At 41.6% G+C, this 19656-nt stretch carries 17 protein-coding genes; 8 read left to right on the forward strand and 9 right to left on the reverse strand.

All coding sequences use genetic code 11. From position 1 onward, the window contains the following. Nucleotides 1-105: 105 nt before the first annotated feature. From BEGALDRAFT_RS17725 to BEGALDRAFT_RS01995, 5 genes are all read left to right on the forward strand, one after another. The gene (locus tag BEGALDRAFT_RS17725; protein ID WP_002683135.1) at nucleotides 106-2034 is read left to right on the forward strand and encodes an adenylate/guanylate cyclase domain-containing protein; all 1929 of its coding nucleotides are present in this window, start codon (nucleotides 106-108) and stop codon (nucleotides 2032-2034) included. A 189-nt stretch (nucleotides 2035-2223) separates the two neighbouring features. Further along, complete coding sequence (locus tag BEGALDRAFT_RS01980) at nucleotides 2224-2481, forward strand: hypothetical protein (RefSeq protein ID WP_002683137.1); 258 nt, start codon at nucleotides 2224-2226, stop codon at nucleotides 2479-2481. A gap of 77 nt (nucleotides 2482-2558) precedes the next feature. Continuing rightward, a complete protein-coding gene (locus BEGALDRAFT_RS01985) occupies nucleotides 2559-3236 on the forward strand; it encodes a hypothetical protein (protein ID WP_002683139.1) in 678 nt (225 codons plus the stop codon). Further along, a complete protein-coding gene (gene rsmD, locus BEGALDRAFT_RS01990) occupies nucleotides 3233-3817 on the forward strand; it encodes a 16S rRNA (guanine(966)-N(2))-methyltransferase RsmD (RefSeq protein ID WP_002683140.1) in 585 nt (194 codons plus the stop codon). The genes BEGALDRAFT_RS01985 and rsmD overlap by 4 nt, the downstream gene beginning before the upstream one ends. A 21-nt stretch (nucleotides 3818-3838) precedes the next feature. After that, nucleotides 3839-4156: a DUF2288 domain-containing protein gene (locus tag BEGALDRAFT_RS01995; protein WP_002683142.1), complete on the forward strand. Its 318-nt coding sequence runs from the start codon at nucleotides 3839-3841 to the stop codon at nucleotides 4154-4156. A gap of 58 nt (nucleotides 4157-4214) precedes the next feature. Here BEGALDRAFT_RS01995 and BEGALDRAFT_RS02000 read toward each other — a convergent pair whose 3' ends face one another. Both BEGALDRAFT_RS02000 and BEGALDRAFT_RS02005 read right to left on the reverse strand, forming a co-directional pair. Beyond that, nucleotides 4215-5939 carry a hypothetical protein gene (locus tag BEGALDRAFT_RS02000; protein ID WP_002683144.1) on the reverse strand — a complete coding sequence of 575 codons (1725 nt, stop codon included), beginning with the start codon at nucleotides 5937-5939 and terminating at the stop codon, nucleotides 4215-4217. 55 nt (nucleotides 5940-5994) lie between these two features. Continuing rightward, entirely contained in the window at nucleotides 5995-6342 is a 348-nt protein-coding gene (locus BEGALDRAFT_RS02005) for a PilZ domain-containing protein (RefSeq protein WP_002683145.1), read from the reverse strand. 163 nt (nucleotides 6343-6505) lie between these two features. On the opposite strand from BEGALDRAFT_RS02005, the gene BEGALDRAFT_RS02010 reads away from it, so the two are divergent. From BEGALDRAFT_RS02010 to BEGALDRAFT_RS02020, 3 genes are all read left to right on the forward strand, one after another. Further along, nucleotides 6506-10906, forward strand: a complete 4401-nt coding sequence (locus BEGALDRAFT_RS02010; RefSeq protein WP_198284590.1) for a beta strand repeat-containing protein — start codon at nucleotides 6506-6508, stop codon at nucleotides 10904-10906. Between the two features lie 137 nt (nucleotides 10907-11043). Next, a complete protein-coding gene (locus BEGALDRAFT_RS02015) occupies nucleotides 11044-11688 on the forward strand; it encodes a HEAT repeat domain-containing protein (protein WP_002683147.1) in 645 nt (214 codons plus the stop codon). Between the two features lie 197 nt (nucleotides 11689-11885). After that, nucleotides 11886-12425 carry a hypothetical protein gene (locus BEGALDRAFT_RS02020; protein WP_002683148.1) on the forward strand — a complete coding sequence of 180 codons (540 nt, stop codon included), beginning with the start codon at nucleotides 11886-11888 and terminating at the stop codon, nucleotides 12423-12425. A 331-nt stretch (nucleotides 12426-12756) separates the two neighbouring features. Here BEGALDRAFT_RS02020 and BEGALDRAFT_RS02025 read toward each other — a convergent pair whose 3' ends face one another. From BEGALDRAFT_RS02025 to BEGALDRAFT_RS02055, 7 genes are all read right to left on the reverse strand, one after another. Further along, complete coding sequence (locus tag BEGALDRAFT_RS02025; RefSeq protein ID WP_002683149.1) at nucleotides 12757-13479, reverse strand: phospholipase D family protein; 723 nt, start codon at nucleotides 13477-13479, stop codon at nucleotides 12757-12759. A 241-nt stretch (nucleotides 13480-13720) separates the two neighbouring features. Further along, nucleotides 13721-14137, reverse strand: a complete 417-nt coding sequence (locus BEGALDRAFT_RS02030) for a ribulose bisphosphate carboxylase small subunit (RefSeq protein ID WP_002683152.1) — start codon at nucleotides 14135-14137, stop codon at nucleotides 13721-13723. A 15-nt stretch (nucleotides 14138-14152) separates the two neighbouring features. Next, a complete protein-coding gene (locus tag BEGALDRAFT_RS02035; RefSeq protein ID WP_002683153.1) occupies nucleotides 14153-15616 on the reverse strand; it encodes a form I ribulose bisphosphate carboxylase large subunit in 1464 nt (487 codons plus the stop codon). A 209-nt stretch (nucleotides 15617-15825) separates the two neighbouring features. Next, nucleotides 15826-16710 carry a phosphoribosylaminoimidazolesuccinocarboxamide synthase gene (locus tag BEGALDRAFT_RS02040; protein WP_002683156.1) on the reverse strand — a complete coding sequence of 295 codons (885 nt, stop codon included), beginning with the start codon at nucleotides 16708-16710 and terminating at the stop codon, nucleotides 15826-15828. A 95-nt stretch (nucleotides 16711-16805) separates the two neighbouring features. Next, nucleotides 16806-17345 (reverse strand): hydrolase, encoded by a 540-nt coding sequence (locus BEGALDRAFT_RS02045; RefSeq protein ID WP_002683158.1) that lies wholly within the window; start codon nucleotides 17343-17345, stop codon nucleotides 16806-16808. Between the two features lie 69 nt (nucleotides 17346-17414). After that, nucleotides 17415-17846, reverse strand: coding sequence for a universal stress protein (locus tag BEGALDRAFT_RS02050; RefSeq protein WP_040294848.1), 432 nt, complete (start codon nucleotides 17844-17846; stop codon nucleotides 17415-17417). Between the two features lie 20 nt (nucleotides 17847-17866). After that, nucleotides 17867-19390, reverse strand: a complete 1524-nt coding sequence (locus tag BEGALDRAFT_RS02055; RefSeq protein ID WP_002683162.1) for a DEAD/DEAH box helicase — start codon at nucleotides 19388-19390, stop codon at nucleotides 17867-17869. Nucleotides 19391-19656: the final 266 nt, after the last annotated feature.

Consider the following 19656-nt stretch of genomic DNA (forward strand, 5'->3'; position numbering starts at 1 on the left):
CAGAAAAGGATATTCTGCGCAGTTTCTCCTTGCTCGCTAGATTAAGGAAAAGACAATAAGGGCGAACGAGTTCGCCCTTCATGGTTTTTATAAGGAGAAGCTTTCATGTTACGCTTTCGGCGGTTTCGCAATCGCCTACTGACTTTTTTTGTCGGACTATTAGTCCTTGTTCAAGCCACCTCATTCATTGCCGTCAATAATGCCAGCATTGAAAATGCCCGCGTGACAATGAATCAATCGCTAACAGTTGCGGCAGGCGTTTTTAATCGACTTATTGATGAGCGCGTTAAAATTCTGTTAGAAGCTGCACGCCTACTCTCAGGCGATTTTGCCTTTAAAGCCGCTTATCACACCCACGCACACGGCACAATTTTATCCGCGACCCAAAACCACCTTGCCCGTTTAGAAGGGGCAAATGTGATGATGGTTGTTTCTCTCGACGGCAAAATCATTGCCGATACCATGCACCCCGATGTCACTGACGCGCCTGTTAAATGGGATTATCTGCTCCGCGCCGCAGAAAATGACCCCTACGGTGAAGCCTCCTCGATTGTTTCGATTGATGCACGCCCTTATCAAATGATGGTTGTGCCACTACTTACGCCTGAATTAGAAGCATGGCTACTGATAGGCTTTGTTATCGATAATAACTTTGCAAAAGACTTAAGCCGTTTATTACTAGCAGATGTTTCTATCTTACAACAAGATAAACAACAACAATGGCAATCCGTTGCCAGCACCTTATCTGACCCCATACGCACCGCTTTACCTGAAACCATCACCCAACAAACATGGGAAAAAAATCGCAGTTTAGTCTTACACCTCGCCGAACAAGATTATGTTTCAGTGGTTACCCCCCTAATTCAAAAACAAAATATTTATGTTATTGCCGTTTTACAACAATCGTTAGAAGAAGCCTTAACTGCATATCGCTCACTACGTAATGCACTGATACTACTATTTATTATTGGGCTAATTCTTTCTATTGCAGGCGTGGTTTTAATTGCCCAATCGGTTACAAAACCTGTATTAACCCTAGCCGAATCAGCCCGACGCATCGAACAAGGCGACTATCAACAACATATAACCCTGCATCAAAAAGACGAAATTGGCGAACTAGCCCGCACCTTTAACAACATGGCACGCGGTTTGGCAGAAAAAGAAAAAGTTCGCAATTTACTGGGCAAAGTCGTGTCAACCGCTATTGCAGAAGAACTATTAAACAGCAAAGCCATAGAACTCGGCGGGGAAGAGCGCGTCGTCACTGTCCTATTTTCAGATATTCGCGGTTTTACCGCACTCTGTGAAAATCGCGCCCCAAAAGATATTCTGAGTTTTTTAAATACTTACCTGACTAAAATTACCGAAGTCATAGAAAACAATCACGGCGTTGTAGATAAATACATCGGCGATGCGGTAATGGCACTATTTGGCGCACCTGTACAACGTGAAGATTCCGCCACCTGTGCCGTGCGCACCGCTGTTGCAATGGTACAAGTGGTTAATGCATTAAATCGCATGTTTACTCAACAACAACGCCCAACGATAGAAATCGGAATTGGACTACACACAGGGCTAGTTGTGGTTGGCAATATGGGTTCAGAAACCCGCTTAAATTACACAGCCATCGGTGACGGTGTAAACCTTGCCTCACGCTTAGAAAGTCTGACAAAACAATACGGCGTTTTTAGCATCGTCAGCGAAGCAACTCGTAATCTTGTCCCCGAATTCATCTATCGAGAACTTGACCGCGTCCGCGTAAAAGGCAAAACCGAACCTGTCAGTATTTATGAACTTATTGGGACACCCGACACAGTCCCAGCATCACAACAGCAAGAACTCGTGCAATATCATCAAGCACTCAGCGTTTTTCGAGCGCAAGAATGGGAAACTGCCCGCCAGCTTTTTGCCGTCCTTAATCAGCAAAATCCCATGACCAAGATTTACAGCATTTACTTGCAACGTATTGATGAATACCAACATTTACCCATTAACTCACAATGGGATGGGGTTTATACTTTCCACGAAAAATAAACTTTATTGTTTTTCATAAGGGGAATGACGCTTTTAAATTCTGCTAATTCTGAAAATTCTGTGAATTCTGATTCAGACAACAGCGTTAAGACGAGTTGTTTTTTCCGCCGACCCAGAATGACTGATATAATTGAGCAAGATACCTAAATGGTTGGGTATTTTGTAATACTGATACACTGGAACTTAAACATGCTGACAGATAAACAAAAATTACAATTACGCACATTTTTAAAAAACTTGGGCGCAAAAGATGCCGCTGAGTTACAAACAAAAATGTATGCGGATAGCCAATTAGGCGTATTTGAAGAGTTTTTAGTCATGTTGACAGGCAGACCCAAGCCCGAAGCCATTTTATATACACAAAAATTAGGTAAAGACTTTCCTGTTAAAGGAAGCACTGACCATGCAATTGAAAATATTGTGAATCGTATGGCGGATTATTACTAAATTCTTTCTGATAACCTGTTATCCAACTTGGATGATTTGCTTGGTATAACAGGTTTTTCCGTTTAGTTGACCCTGCAATGAATAACATTTTAGTCTTTAGCAATGATGATGGGCGACGCTTTTCAGTTAAAATCTTGAGAAAATCAGAAAATTATGGCGATGATGATGCGCTAACTTATCATGTAGAAGAGCCTAGCCTAGAGTTTTTTGATGCAACAGGATTTGATGAGTTCTCTGAGGAAGAACCGATTTTAGGTTATTTTACGGGAATTCGCTGCTTAATCAGTGAGTTGTTTATAGAGTTACAGCATCGTTCTACACAACTAGCGGATAATTTTGCCGTTTGGAATATTTCTGAAACGAATTTAACCACAGTGCGTCATTGGTTGGTTAAACATTTAAATACGGCAGAAAAAGCTTTTATTTGTTTGGATAATATAGACATGCAAGTTTTGCCTGTCGCTGTTCATACGACAGAGTCATTCACCGCTTTTGATGCGTTAATGGATAGGATTGAGCCTGAAGAAGAGACTTGTGCGGCATCCGCTAGACGACAAGCTATGTCTAAAGCGGCTAATAGTGTGAGTAGTCATTCTTTATTATTAGAGTTAGAGCGTGCCTTGCAAGCCTTAGATAAAGCAGAAGTATTAGAAACACAGTGGAAAACAGGTGTTGTGCAAACCCGTTTACATTTGCTCTCTGCAAAAAAACATATTTTAAAAATCATTGCTTTATTAAATACAAATACGAAATGACAAAATCGTCGCTTCATTCACAGCATAAATCAGCAACAGGAAAGATTCGTATTATTGGCGGGGAATGGCGTGGGCGTAAATTATCTGTTTTAGATAAGCAAGGTTTACGTCCAACTTCTGACCGTGTGCGCGAGACTTTGTTTAATTGGTTAAATTTTCGTGTGCCTGCGAGTCGTTGTTTAGATTTATTTGCGGGAACGGGTGCGTTAGGGTTTGAGGCGGCTTCACGCGGTGCGCAGTCTGTTGTGTTGGTCGAGCGTGATCGTGATATTGCGCAAAATTTGGTGCAGCAGGTTGCCATATTACAGGCAACACAATTGCTTGTTGTGCATCAGGATGCTTTAAGTTTTTTAGAAAAAACGCCAACGACACCATTTAATATTATTTTTCTCGACCCGCCTTTTAGTAGCGATTTTTTAACGCCCTGCTTGCAAAAGTTGGCACAGGGATGGTTAGCACCACATGCTTTATTGTATATAGAGCAAGCCCGCGAGGCTGTTTTGCCTGTCTTGCCTGCAACAAGTATTTTGTTAAAACAACTGACAACAGCACAAGTCCGTGCATCACTCGTACAACTGTAATGTTATTTGAATGTTCGCGATATGATAGAAAATGATGATATAACTCAGGATGAATCCCTTTTTCGTGCAAAGGTTAATTTAGAAACGTCACGGATTACATGGCAGGAGTTGCAACGATTTTTTGCCAGCGGTTTATTAATTGCGGTGAGTAATGAATTGGATTTAGTACAAGTCGCGCTTGAAATGTCTCGTGATAATAAAGTGCAATGGCTTGAATGGATGCAAGCGCGAAAAATCGTAAAAGTTTCTGATACTCAGGCGATTCAATGGCATGAGCGTAATGCAAGTTTATGGGCTGTGGTTGTTAAGCCGTGGGTATTGGTGCAGGATAAAGATTAAAAAATAAGGGGCAAAACCTCGCCCCTTAAACGGTAGAAAGAAGATTTTAAAGAAGATGTTATTGTGGCGGTTGCGCGGGTGTTGGTGCTGATTCGGCAGGCAGGACAACTTCTGTGTTAAGTGGTAATGGTAATTGAATCAGCAGAATGCCTGAGCTTTCTAAATAGCCTTTGTGATAAGGTAATTGCATTAGTTTTTTCATGCCGTAATAGTTGACCAGTTTATCAATTCCTGCTCGAGTCACTAATAAAACATAGCCATTACCATTCGTTACGTAGTTATTCATTTGCTTGATACTGTCGTCATTGATTTGTATAGGAAATAGTTTGATAGGGGAATAAGCGGCTATGAAATGGACAAAACGGGGTTGTTCAACGAAGAAAACGGGTAGTTGTTGATGATGACTTGCTAACTCTCTGATTAAGTGGTAGTAAGGGTTTTTTTCTAAGGAAAGTGTGCTATTGGAAAAGAACCGTGTTTCTGTGGTATCAGTTGCATAAAGTCCCGTAGGTTCTTTTTGTAAATTCACGAGTCCATTGTAGTAGTAATAGCTTCCTTGAAAGAGTATTCCTAATATCACAAGGCTGATGAGTCCTGCGCCTAGTCCCGAAAAAATTTTAGAAGGAAGATGCCAAACATAGGCAAATCCCGATACTAAAATGGTAATAAATAACGGGGTTAGCAGTCCAAAATAGCGCACATCATAAGCCAGTAAATTTTTAGTGACTCCCATATATAAAAAGCCGGCTGTGTACGCCAGAATACCCATTACGCTAATAAAAATTAATTTCTTACCATAGAATGGTATTTCTGCTGATTCATGGCGAAATGTCAGTATTGAGCCATATTGCCATTTAAAGAGGGCAAAAAGAGCAGCAATACCAACAAGAAATGATAATAAGTATATTGGTAACTTAAGCGGTAATAGGGCTAATAGCGCGTATTTTAATTCAATTAAACGCCCGACTAAATCTGTGGGTGAGTTAGGTCGCGTAAATACTCGCCCAACTTCATTATATTGCGTATTAAAATCGCCTCCTGAAATATCTCCAACCAGTATATAGTTTTGCCACATTAAATAACCAATAGCGGCAGCAGAAACCAATCCCGCTATTAAATAGGTAATAAGCCATTTGCGTTTATTGGGTAATACCCACCATGTCGCAGGGATTAAAATACCTAACCAAATTCCTGCATAACGGGTATAAAACATGCCTATTACACAGAGCGTTAGTATGCAGAGATAAAAAAGATGTGCGAGCGTTGCTTCTTTTTGCGCACTCTCTATGCAGTAAATAATGCTCCAACAAGCTAAGACGACAAAGGCAGTAAAGAGGGTTTCACTCCATGCATAGGTGAAAATGACAACCGTCGAGCTTGCGGTTAAAAATAGTGCTGTCCCTAATGTCGCTAACCAGTATCCCCCTAATTTTTTAAAAAAGAGAAAGCAAAATAAAACGCTGATGAGTAACAGTAAAATAGATAATTGTGCAACAGCATACATCGGCTGTATATCTGATGATAAAAAAGGCGCGATGGCTATCGGATAAAGTGGTGGCCATGTTGTAAATAAGACAATTTCTGATTCTTGTCCCATTGCATAACTATTTAGGCTAACTCCTTTACCTGCATTGAAGTTTTCAGCGGCTTCTACATAAGCAAATGAGTCTGTTGTTGAGGCTGCACCATAAGGGGTGATATTCAACATGGCAATAATTGTAATAATGCTAAAAATCAGTAAGGTATAAATATCTCGTATTTCTAATGGTACTTTTATAGACATCAGGGTTAGTCCCTATGGGTAAGAAAAAAAGGATAAAAATAAAGTGGTTAATGAATTAGGTATTTTGAGCTAGAAAGTCCACAAGCTGTTTTAAAAAAGGTATATCTTCAGGATTAACATGTATAAATTGAAAACCGACACGGCGTAATTGTGGGTTAAACGTATTTTCGTGTATCCAGCGAACTTCTACTTTAACCGTAATCCATTGTTTAGTGAACCCAGCTTGTTGGGGCATACGTAAGGTTAACTCGCAGAGGCTGTGCATATTAAAAGGGTTTTCTGTCAACATCATCATGCCTTCTGTTGATATATCTCCTAAATAACCAATTATCTGCGTAGAAATAGGGTCTATCACATCTAAGTAACTCATTAATTCATTACGGGACTCACGACGACCTTGCATGGCATTAGCCCTCTTAACTGACTTGGTTAGCATCTTGATTTTCATCATTATTTTATAAACCGCCGTGAACGGCTTTGTTTAGCGACTATGTTGTATAAATCTAGTAGAATCTGGTGGTTTCCTCTCTGTCAATTTTTCTAAAGGCACAAGTATGATTTCTTGTATGTTCTCAGCTTTACGAGTTTGGTTCATCGCTGGGCTATTGTTCTTGTTAACAGGCTGTTTAGGCGGTGGTGGTGGTTCTGGGGGCACAACAACGCCCTCACCAACTGTCACTGCATTAGTAGTGACCAGCTCCGCAACTATCTTAGGCATGGGAGAGCAAGCAAGTATTCAAGTATTGGCAAGCCAAGCAGATAATATGCCCGCAACAGGGGTCATGGTGCGTTTAACCTTAACAGGTTCTGCCAGTGCGGATGTCATAGAGAAAGAAACGGATGAAACAGGCTATGCCCGCTTTACACTCACTGATGCACAAGCGGAAACTGTTACATTGACAGCAAGCAGTGGTTCAGTAACTCAACAAATACGCTTGTATTTTGGCGCAACGTTAACGCTATTACCAACCACGGTGAACGCGCTAACCAATACAGAACTTACCGCATTATTGAAAGATGGAAATAACAGCCCCTTAGCAAATCAATCAGTGAACTTTCGCTTTGTTAATAATAATAATGAAACCTTATCAGCTGCGAACGTGCAAACAGACAGCACAGGGATAGCTAAAGTGACCGTGACTGATATAGAAGAAGATGGCGGGGTTGCTTTAGTCAATGCCAATGTTGGTACACTCAATGCCCGCGCAACGGTGAATTTTCGCGCTGTATTTGGACAAAATCGCCAACTCGAAGCCAGTAGTAATGCAACGTTATTAGCCATCAATCAAATTGCAACCATTACTGCCAGAATTATCGATAAAAATAGCTTACCCATTGCAGGACAAGCAGTTACATTTAATATCAGCACATTAACAGGTGGAACTGCACAAGCCTTATTATCCCCTATCACTGGTATTAGTAATGCACAAGGGGAAGTTATTGCAACGGTGAGAGGAACAAGCGCAGAAAATATTCTGATTACCGTTCAAGCAGACACCGCAAAGCAAACCATCCCAATATACATTGGTGGACGTGTACAACTTTATCCGAGCATCAATAACGGCGTTGCCGATGGTAAAACCGCTAATACGTTACAAGCCATTGTCAGCGATGCGTTTGGCGCGATTATTCAAGGCGTGCCTATTCACTTTCAAGTCAACAGTGGCAATGCCTTACTCTCCGCTCCCAGTGTCATTAGCGACAGTAAAGGACAAGCACTTGTGCAAATAACCAGTACCCAAATTGGTACTGCGACTATCCTTGCAAGCGTCGGTACAACAAACAGCGACCCAGCCAGTATTAACTTCCTCAACAGCCACATTAATGCCAATATCGCAACGATAGATACCATCGTCAGCAATAACAGTGCGCCCGCAGATGGTAATAGTGCTGTAACGCTCACGGTTATTGTGCGTGATAACAATGGCAACCCCATCAGTGGACAAACGGTGAATTTACTCAGCAGTTCTGGCTCTGCTTATTTATCCAGCGTCAGCAGTATTACAGGGATTAATGGCAGTATAGAAATCACTATAACCAATACAATTGCCGAAACCTTCAGCATTACCCCCTACGCGGGCGGTAAACAAGGCAATCTCAGTACAATAACCTTTGTTACCACCAGTGCTACACTCAGCCTAAGCGCAAGTGAAACCCTCCTACCAACAGGCGGAAGCACAACAATCACCTTACAAGCTCGTCAACCAAACAATAATAACCCCGCCAGTCAACAAGCATTTACCGCCAGCGTCTCAGGTTCAGCCCGTTTAACAGGCGTTCCTACTGTCACCGACAGCGCAGGACGAGCCACATTTACCGTTACTGATAATCTTGCCGAAACCGTTGTTTTACAAGTCAGCAGTGGCGCGACGGTTCAAACTTTAACCCTCTATTTTGGCGCAAGTTTAAGCCTACAACCCACCACCAGCACAGGCTTGACCAGCAAAACCCTCACTGCTTTACTCAAAGACGGTTTTAACAGCCCTCTACCCAATCAAACAGTGACTTTTCGCTTTACCAACACCAACAACGAAACCTTAACCCCTAACAGTGCCATTACTGCGAGTGACGGCACAGCCACCGTGACAATTACCGATATACTCCAAGACGGTGGCACTGTTGTAATTCAAGCCAACAGTGGACAAGTCACTGCACCAGCAGCAACCATTCATTTTTTAGCGACTTTTGGCAATAACCGCCAACTAGCAATAAACAGTAGCGATACCGTACTCGCAGTCGGTGATAGCAGTACCATTACCGCAACCATCACAGACAATAATGGCTTACCCATTGTCGGGCAAACCGTACAATTCCAAGTGAGCAACCTGAATGGCGGTAACAGCACCGCACAATTAAGCACAAACTCAGGGATTAGCGATGCACAAGGCAAAGTCACGACTCAAGTTACCAATGCACAAGGCGAAAATACCCGCGTTACCATTCAAGCAGACACCGCTAGCCAATCCCTGCCTCTCTACTTTGGCGCACAACTACGGTTTACCAACACCCCACAAGAAGGCGTTGCTGATGGTAATACCCAAACAACACTGCTCCTCAGTCTCAATGATGCCAATAATCGCGGTATTGCAGCCATTCCCGTTTACTTCAACGCCACAGGGCTGGCATTACTCGACCAATTTCAAACAACCACCGACGACACAGGACGTGCAACCATCCATGTTAGCCATCATCAAATTGAAACAGTGACGATTAATGCACAAGCAGGACGTTTAAACGCCAATGCACAAGTCAATTTCAACATCAATGTAACCGAAGCCAGCACTATCCGTTTAACCAGCGATATCAGCACCCTTTCACTGGGCGGCGTAACCACCTTAACCGCACTCGTACAAGACGCACAAGGCAATAACGTCCGCGATGGCACACAAGTTCGTTTCACCAGCTCACTAGGCGTTATCACTGCCACCGCTGTCACCCAAAACGGACGCGCAACAGCAACGTTTAACGCCAGCACCCAAGCAGGGCTTGCAACCCTTTCCGCCAGCGTCAACACCAACACAGGCGTTATAACAGACAACTTTAGCCTCACGATACAAGCAGGCAGTGCAGGCATTATTGAAATTGTCCGCGTAGAACCACGCATTATCGGCATTGCGGGCAGTGGTGTTGCACAAACCGCCCTGCTTGAATTTCTTGTTAAAGACAACCTCGGCAATGCAGTTGCTGATGGAACAAGTATCACCTTCCATCTAGGCAATCGAACCCTAGGCGGTGGAGAAAGCATTTACACAGACGAAACAACCAGCAATGGCAACACCAGCGCGACCACCGTAACCAATAACGGACACGCACTTGTTACCCTCAAAAGTGGACATGTTGCAGGGACGATTGACGTTATCGCAACGACAGGCACGAACAACAACGCCATCAGCACGACTGCTCAAGTGACCATTATCGGCGGACGTGCAGATGCTGATCATTTTTCGCTTGCAGTGGAATATCAAAATATTGCGGGCGGTGTCACCTTTGGACTGACAGATAAAATCACCGCATTTGTGGGAGACCGTTTTGGCAATATCGTTATTGATGGCACAGCAGTCAGTTTTATTACCGAAGGCGGCACAATCGGCACAAGTATCGGCGGCGGTGGCTTTACCAGCACAACCACACTAGGACAAGCCACAGCAACGCTACAAACAGCAAGCCCTACAACCCCCAATTTAGGAGGAATTCCGACCTATCGCACAACGGGCTATTTATGCAACACCCCCTACACCGCCACGACAAGCACCATCAGCCAAAGCCTCTGTGGCAATGCAGGACTTGTGCGTATCGTGGCATATACGACAGGTAGCGAAAGCTTTATCGATAAAAATGGCAATGGTCAATTTGATATTGGTATCGATAGCTTCACAGACAAAGGCTATATAGACCGCAATAGCAATAATCAGTGGGATCAAGGAGAAGTTATTACCCGTCAAGGCGACCTAAGCGAGCCTTTTATCGATGCAAACGATAACAACACATTTGATACAGGCGAACTTTATATCGATATCAATAGCAACGGTCATTTTGACGCGCCTGATGGAATTTTCCAAGAAAACACCACCATCTGGACAAGCACACAAGTGCTTTTCTCAAGCAACCTTGCTCAACCTACCATCACCCCCAACACCTTCAATATCAATAAAGGCGGTAGCCAAGAATTCCTGCTCTCAAATATCAGCGATATTTATGGCAATGCTTTGGTTAAAGGCACTAGCATTACTGTTACAGCCACAACGGGGCTATTAGTTGGTTCAACAAACATTGTACTTGATGATACCTTAAGCACATCCTCACAACTCAGCTTTAGACTGCTCTCAGTACCAACTACAACAGGGACATATCCAGCCGCTACGGATAGTATTATCACGATTAAAATTGATTCTCCCATCAGCAATGAACAAATGGGGGGCAATGGCTCAACAACCCTCACTATTTTCGGACAAATCAATACACCATAATATTTTGATTATCCGATATAAAAATTAATAACCCTAATTTTGCGAGATTTATAAAATAAAACTCGCCGAACTTAGGTTAATCAGCAAGATATAGCTCCCCAAAATGCGCCTCTTGCAGAAGGACAATGTGAATTAAAATGACATTTGACGAATGGTTATTACTTGCTAAAAGCAAAGAGTCTTTTGAAAGGTCGCTATGTCTTGATGAAATTCCTCAAGATGTGTCACATGAACAAATAGTTCCTGTGTTACTGGCGTTATTAGAGGATGAAGACGAGCTTGTTAGAACCTGTGCGGCTGAAGAACTAGCGATATATTCCGAACATCGTGAGGAGCTTATCAAAGATGCTTTGAAAAAAATGCTAGAAAAAGAAAGTAGTGTTTTAGCACAATCCTATGCAATCATCTCTTTTTGTGAATTAGCTGATGAAAATGATTTAAGTTTTATCATTCATTTTTTCCAAAACGCGGGTGAGGCTTATTTAAAAATAAATGTAGCAACGGGTTTATTTTTAGTTGCGCAGAAAATTTTGATTAAGCATTTCGATAATGCAATTTGGAATACTGACAATGATTATCCTCTTCATCGTCATCTTCGTAGCAGTTCTATAAACTTAATAAAATATGCTTTTGAAAGTATTTATCTTTCTAAGCTTCATGTCATTAATACACTTGAAGAGGTAATCTCTCAATCGGGAGAGGAAATTGGCATACACGCTACAGCTAGTAACGCTTTAGAACAGATAATAAATTTAGATTCGGGACTTCGTGAGAAAAAATAAATCCACAGGCTTAGTAAGGTGGACACCACCCACTTTACCACTACGATTTTTGCTTGTTACCAAGCTTTGCTTGCCAAGTACAAGCGTAACTTAAGATTGATACGTTCAAGTACAAGCCAAGAGCTTGGCGAGTAGGCTTTACCCAGTGAAACTTGGTAACGAGCAATATGCAACCTCTAATTTTTTTGGAGAAGTGTATGACAAGTTCTTTTTTTGAGAAGTATCCTGTTAGTTGTGTATATAACAATAGGAAAATCATATTAATTTGGCAAACAAGCGACCAAGTAAGTGACACTTTTAGATTAAGTGAAATGAATAGATTGCTTTTTGCTAACTCGGAAGAAGAATTAATACAACTACTTGAACCAGCAGAAATAAAAGAAACACAGTGGAAAGAAAGCACAGAAATAAATATCAGTAAATTTCTTGCCCAATTAAGCAGATTAAAGACTAAGCATTCATCATCAAAAATAACATGCAAACAATTAGTTGATGGTTGGAATTTTATAGAAGATATACTTAGGACTTTTCACCTAGATAAGGAATCAAAAAAATTAAAATCCCCCATTCTAAATAAAGTTTATAAAAAATTGTTTTATGGTTGCAATCTTCCATCTGTAACGCCAGAAGGTGAATCATATTCACCAATATGGACTAATGAGGAGATATTTTTAGTACGTAAAGAATTTAGAGATATATGGTCTTTCTTGAAAAAAGAAAAATATGTTCCATTTTAACTTAAATAAACATAAGTAAGCCAAGTCGAACAGCCGAATAAAACCATCGAATACACCATCGATGCCAAAAACCGCCGAGTGGGTAAAAAAGTCAATGGGATTCTAACTCAACACTTTATTTATCAAGACAAATTTAAGCCAATGTTCCTGATTATATTCTCAAAAATGGCAATATTTATCGCGTTATCTCTGACCACTAACGTTTAGAATATATATAGCAAACGCGCCACAAAGTGACTTAAAGTTGGGATTAACAGTTTTCATAGGACTGCTAGTCCTCGGCATCGTTTTATAGTGCGTTTACTATAATTTCGCAACAATCAGATTAAACTTACAAATTAAATTGCGCTTTAGCCTTTTTCCAGTGTTTTTTCAAAATTGGACGATTAACGCTGGTTTCACCATTGGAAGATTCACCCGAAAAATGACAAAATTTTTCAGGGTATTCAGGATTATTAAATTTATTCCACTCTTTATAAGCATCTGCGCTCATTGGTTTTTCAAGGTTAAAGGGTATTTTTACGCCTGTGCGAATGCAAAATCCTGTTAAAGTTGTGCTTTGTTCCTCTTTTTTAGGCACTTCTTGTGCTGTCACTGATGAGGCAGTTAATGGAAACACATAAGGCAGGCTATTGCTTTTAATAAACTCTATTTCACGAAAGGCTTCGTCATAAACCTGCTCATCTACTTGTCTTGCACGCTGAATTAATACGCCCATTTCTTTATTATTCATCATAGAGAATTCATAAAGATTTAAAGAGGTAATGACCATGTCGTCATTATTTAAATAACATTTAGCATGTACATCCGCGTAATAGCGCAAGTCGAGATAACGTAGGGCTTGTAAAAAGTTACGTTCATCTTGCTTTAATTCTTCTTTGCCGAAAATAATAACGGTCTTTTCCCGTTTAACATTATCACGATATGTCAGTAATTCACGAAAATCTTTGGATAATTTTAAATAGGGAGAAACTAAAATTAATCGTTCACCTGCATTTTTTATCAAATCACTAATGACGGAAACCGCCTTCTTGGTGTCCAAAAATTGCGCCATCTTTATGTTCCCACGTTTATTAAACTTATAAAAAAACACTTAGCTGATACAATAAATCCCAATCTGTTAAAAGATAGGGATTTTTAATTATACGCGCTAAAAATTGTTGTACCAATAAATTTGGATGTAAGAATGGCGGATAATGATTTTATTTTGCTAATTTCAGGGTTTAAAAAATAAAAAAGGCACGTTGTTAAAACGTGCCAATGCAAATATCAGGAGTGGTTTACAAAAAGCTTAATTAATAGCGGTTGCCTTCGGGTTTATCCGTTGCGTAACTATGAATGGTGTAACGGATGGCGCGTCCTGCGCCTTCTTGACGAACTAAACCAAACCCTGGTTCTGTTGCGGGACGGTTGACGATGAAAGATAAGGCTAGTGATTCGCGCCAACGGTTAGAATCAAAGGCATTAACTTTGATGTATTGGTCAGGATAGGCTTTGCGACATGCGTTGATTTCGTACATAATCGCCGCCGCATCTTTCAGGTCAAACATGGGCATTTGCCACATTTCCCAGTAACTATTGCGGGGGTGTGGGTCGTCGGTAAATTCGACGCTCACTGCCCAGTTGTTTTTTAAGCAATATTCTATTTGGGCGCGAATTTGCTCATCGGTTAAATCGGGTAAAAAAGAGAATGTGCCTTGTGTTATGCGCATGATGAGCTTCCTAACTTAGTAGCTAGCAGTTGGAGTTGGGACAAAGTCGGCGGTGTCGGTGGATTCATAGTTAAAGGTGACATCTTTCCATGTTTCCAGTGCTGCCCGTAAGGGAGTACACCATTTTGCGGCTTGTTCTAAAATCTCCCAGCCTTCATTGACAATATCGCGTCCTTCGTTACGGGCTAATACCATCGCTTCCAACGCGACACGATTAGCAGTTGCGCCTGCTTGAATTCCCATCGGATGCCCAATTGTGCCACCGCCAAATTGTAAGACGACATCGTCGCCAAAGAGGTCGAGCAGTTGGTGCATTTGTCCTGCGTGAATCCCTCCAGAGGCGACAGGCATTACACTGCGTAAAGAACCCCAATCTTGTTCGAAAAATACGCCATTTTCTAAGCAAACAGGCACGCGGGGTTTACGTAGAATATCGTAGAAGCCTTTTACTGTATTGGGGTCGCCTTCTAATTTACCGACGACAGTCCCAGCATGGATATGGTCAACCCCAGCTAAACGCATCCATTTGGAGATAACACGGAAGCTAACACCATGATTTTTTTGACGGGTGTAAGTGGAATGTCCTGCACGGTGTAGGTGGAGGAGCATGTCATTTTTACGCGCCCATTTTGCCATAGATTGAATGGCCGTGTAGCCAATGACTAAGTCAATCATCACGATGGTGCTACCGAGCTCTTTAGCAAATTCGGCGCGTTCATACATGTCTTCCATCGTGGCGGCGGTGATATTGAGATAGTGCCCTTTGATTTCGCCTGTTGCGGCGGCGGCACGGTTGATGGCTTCCATGGCAAAAAGGAAGCGTTCACGCCAGTGCATAAAGGGTTGTGAGTTAATATTTTCGTCATCCTTAACGAAATCTAGTCCACCTTTCAGGGCTTCATAAATCACTCGTCCGTAGTTCTTGCCTGATAAGCCTAATTTTGGCTTAACCGTCGCGCCTAAGAGGGGGCGACCAAATTTGTCTAAGCGTTCCCGTTCTACAATGATACCTGTCGGAGGGCCTTGGAAGGTTTTCACGTAGGCGACAGGCAGACGCATATCTTCTAAACGTAGAGCTTTTAAGGGTTTGAAGCCGAAGACATTGCCAATAATTGAGGCGGATAAGTTGGCAATAGAACCCTCTTCAAATAAATCCAAGTCATAAGCGATATAAGCAAAATATTGCCCTGCTGCATTGGGGACTGGGTCAACACGATAAGCTTTTGCGCGGTACATATCGCAAGCGGTTAAACGGTCTGTCCACACCACTGTCCATGTGGCGGTGGATGATTCCCCAGCAACGGCGGCAGCGGCTTCAATTGCGTCCACACCTTCTTGAGGGGTAATCCGAAAGAGCGCGATAATATCCGTCTCTTTTGGTTCATAATCAGGTTGCCAATATCCCATTTTTGCGTAGGACATAACGCCCGCTTTATAGCGATCTTTTGGGTCTATTACCGTATTCATATCTTTTGTCATTATGGAGTTCCTCCCTTGGATGTATTACGGGATATAGACTAAAGGAGATTAATCATGAATAAAAATGAATAATTATAATTGTATTTATATATAAAAATTTATGATTAATTAAAATTTGATAAAAATGATTTATTTTAACTTGACGCGAAATAACGTCATTTAAAACGGCTTTTTCGCGTCAATACCTTTAGTTAAGGAATTTAAAGATGTTATCCCATCAATCGCTGTTGTGCTTCGCGGTACTTTTCGGCGGTTTTAGTTAAAACAGCATCGGGCAATACAGGGGCGGGCGGTTGTTTATTCCAATCCAACGTTTCTAAATAATCCCGTACAAACTGTTTATCGAAACTAGGTGGACTGATGCCTGTTTGATATTCATCGGCTAACCAAAAGCGTGAGGAATCAGGGGTTAATATTTCATCGATGAGAACAAGATTACCCGCTGCATCTGTTCCAAATTCAAATTTAGTATCGGCAATAATAATACCTTTGGTCAATGCGTAATCCCGCGCTTTGCAATAAATCGCAATACTTGCCGCTTTCACTTGCAGGGCTAATTTTTCGCCAATCAAGTCGCTCACTGCTTCAAAACTAATATTTTCATCATGTTGACCAACAGCCGCTTTACTAGATGGGGTAAAAATTGGCTCGGCAAGGCGGGCTGCTTGTGCTAACCCTTCGGGTAAGCGAATGCCACAAATCGCGCCTGTCTTTTGGTAATCTTTCCAACCTGAGCCTGCGACATAACCGCGTACAATTGCCTCAACGGGAAGCGGTTTTAATTTACGGGTGACAATAGCACGTCCTTCAATTTGGGCGCGTTCACTGGCATCCGTCACGACTTTTTCTAGCGAAATATCGGTTAAATGATTAGGAATAATATCGCCCATCATTGCAAACCAGAAATTAGATAAGGTCGTTAAAATCTTGCCTTTTTCAGGAATAGGCGTGGGAAGAATCACATCAAATGCGGATAAACGGTCGCTGGCAACAATTAATAAATGGTCATCATCAACCGCGTAAATATCACGCACTTTTCCCCGATGTAATAAGGAAAGTTGCGTTAAATGAGATTCAAATAAAGCACTTGTCATTGTTTAAGTATCCATCAATAAATAAAATTTTTGGGGGGCAATTATCCCATAACTCGCTTATCAACGCTGTAACAACACGGTCAACAAAAATAAGCTTATTTTACAAACTGCTGGCTAATTTCTTTAAATTGTGCCGTTCCTGCTTGTTGCAACCATTCAAATATCACCATTTCTTGACTGACGATTGAAATCCCTGCCGCTTGCATTCGAGCTAAGGCTAAGGTTTTATCTGACATTTTTCGTGAAGAAACCGCGTTTTCTACTAAAAACACCTCAAACCCCTGTTTTAAGAGACCAAATGCCGTTTGCTGTACACACACATGCGATTCAATCCCCCCTAAAATAAACTGTTTTCTTTGCACGGCTTGAATTTTTGGGAGGCAAAGCTCTGACTCAGTACAACTAAAATGTACTTTTTCCATCAAAGCATGATGCGGTGCTAAATCACGCAACTCACTGACAGTCTGCCCTAAACCACTCGGATATTGCTCTGATACCAACAAGGGTATTTGCAGTCGATTCGCAACTTGCATTAACGTTTGACACGACGCAATCAATCGTTCAGCCTCTACCATGGCGGGCACTAAACGCGCTTGTACGTCAATAATTAATAAACATGAATCTGTGGCACACATTAACGACACGATAAAATCCCCCTTTCGCAACCTTAAAAGATAAAATTTTTTAATAATTAATTATTTATTTTAGATTTTAACAACCAAAACATTACAACTACTCGCCTCTAAAATATCCGTTGCCTCTGAGCCAAAAAGTTTAAAAAACCCATGTTGCCCATGACTTGCAACAACAATTAAATCAACCTCCTGTTCTACCGCCAAGCGATGAATTTGTAACGCCACAGGCCCTGAATTTAATAACCATTTATCAGTCAGTTGTGTTTCACCCAATTCACGTACTAAAGACTCCATCCGCTGATGCGCGTCTTGCACCTGAATTAAATCCATCTCGGTTAAAACTTGAGGCGCGAGATTTAACATTACCCCCGTATCTAATCCAGTGACAACATGCGCTAAACTCAAGCGTGCCTGAAATAACTGCGCTAACTCAACCGCATGACGCGCAACACTGACCGTATCGGTATTTAAATCAGTAGCGAATAAAATATGTTTATACATAGACATTAGCCCGTTTTTACTTAACTCATGCTAGAACTAGGAGTAACTACTTTTTTTGGTTTACGGAAAAAACGATGACGTTTTTTTACAGGCGTTTGCGTCTGCACGCTCTCACCTGATACAGAACTCACATTCATCTCTCCTACAATTTCACACTTACTCGAAGCTACTTCTGTAACCACTGCGCTGGTAACAGGCTGAACAGCATTTACTTTCTCTGTTGCCACCGTGACAGGTACACGCGGTTTTTTCGCCTGATTTGCTCGATGCGAATGCGACTTCGTCGTTACATGAGCAACTTTTACAGAATTCACCGCCGATTTTTTCACCAAACTTGGCGCGATCAACAAACTATCCACCACAGAAAGCACAGGAATTTTATGCCCAATATAAGTTTCAATATCACTTAACGAATAAACATACTCCTCACAACCAAAACTAATCGCCAAGCCCGAAGCCCCAGCCCGCGCTGTGCGCCCAATTCGATGCACATAATCCTCCGCATCCTGTGGCAAATCATAATTAATCACATGCGTGACAGCAGGAATATGCAAACCCCGCGCAGCAACATCAGTCGCCACCATAATCGCAACCTTTCCCACTGCAAACTGCTGCAACAACTGCCCACGCCGTTTTTGCACCACATCGCCAGACATCAAAGCAACCGAATATCCCTGATTCGCCAATATCTGACACACCTTCTCCGCTGTTCGCTTCGTATTGATAAAAACTAATACCCGAAAACCACTTACAACTTCATTTTTCTGCGTTGCCAACTGCTCACGTTGCAAAATTCCCAACAATAACGGCAATTTTTCCTCAGAACCCACATGATATAACTGCTCAACCATCTTATCGGCGATGACTGCCTCAGTATCAATTTTTACAAACTGCGGATTATTCAAACTCTCATACGCTAACTCTTGCACCCGCAAAGACAAAGTTGCAGAAAACATTAAATTTAAACGCAAACTTGGCTTAGGTAACTGCCGTAATAAAAAGCGCAAATCTTTAATAAAACCCAAGTCGAACATACGGTCAGCTTCATCCAACACCACCGCTTGCACAGCTTTTAAATTAAAAACACGCTGTTTGTAATAATCAATAATCCGTCCTACTGTACCGATTAAAATATCGACTCCATCAACTAACTGATTTCGCTGAGACTGATACCCCTCGCCTCCATAAACGGCTAAAGATTTCAACGACAAATGTCGAGTTAATAAAGTACAGTCCTTTGCGATTTGCAATGCAAGCTCTCGTGTTGGTGCAAGAATTAATGCACGTGGTTGATTCGCCTGACGCTTTTCAGAACAGGGATGTTTTAACAAATGCGCCAAAACGGCTAATAAAAACGCAATTGTTTTACCCGTCCCTGTTTGCGCCTGTCCTGCAACATCCTGACCTGCAAGCGCAAGCGGCAATGTCTGTGCTTGAATGGGAGTGCAATATTGAAAACCTGCAGCATGTAATCCCTGCAACAAAGCAGGGTCTAAAGAAAGAGATTCGAAAGTGATTTCTGTTAAATGAGTAGCTGTATTCATAGCGTCTTTTTACTTATTGTTAGTCGCTGATATTACTTGAATAAATGATAGTCCTATCTGTAAAAAGGACTAAGATGGATATGTTACACAGTGACAGCACAAATGCTGAAAGAGATTGTTAACATCATAAAACGCATTCTACTCTACCCATTTATAAAATGGCTATGCAGATATGATGCAAAATTAAAGAAGGAGGGGACGTATTACGTTCTAATTCGAGAAAAAACGCGCTTTAAAAAAAGACTGTTAATCCTTAAAAGATTAAC

The organism is Beggiatoa alba B18LD (assembly GCF_000245015.1).
Taxonomy (GTDB): Bacteria; Pseudomonadota; Gammaproteobacteria; order Beggiatoales; family Beggiatoaceae; genus Beggiatoa; species Beggiatoa alba.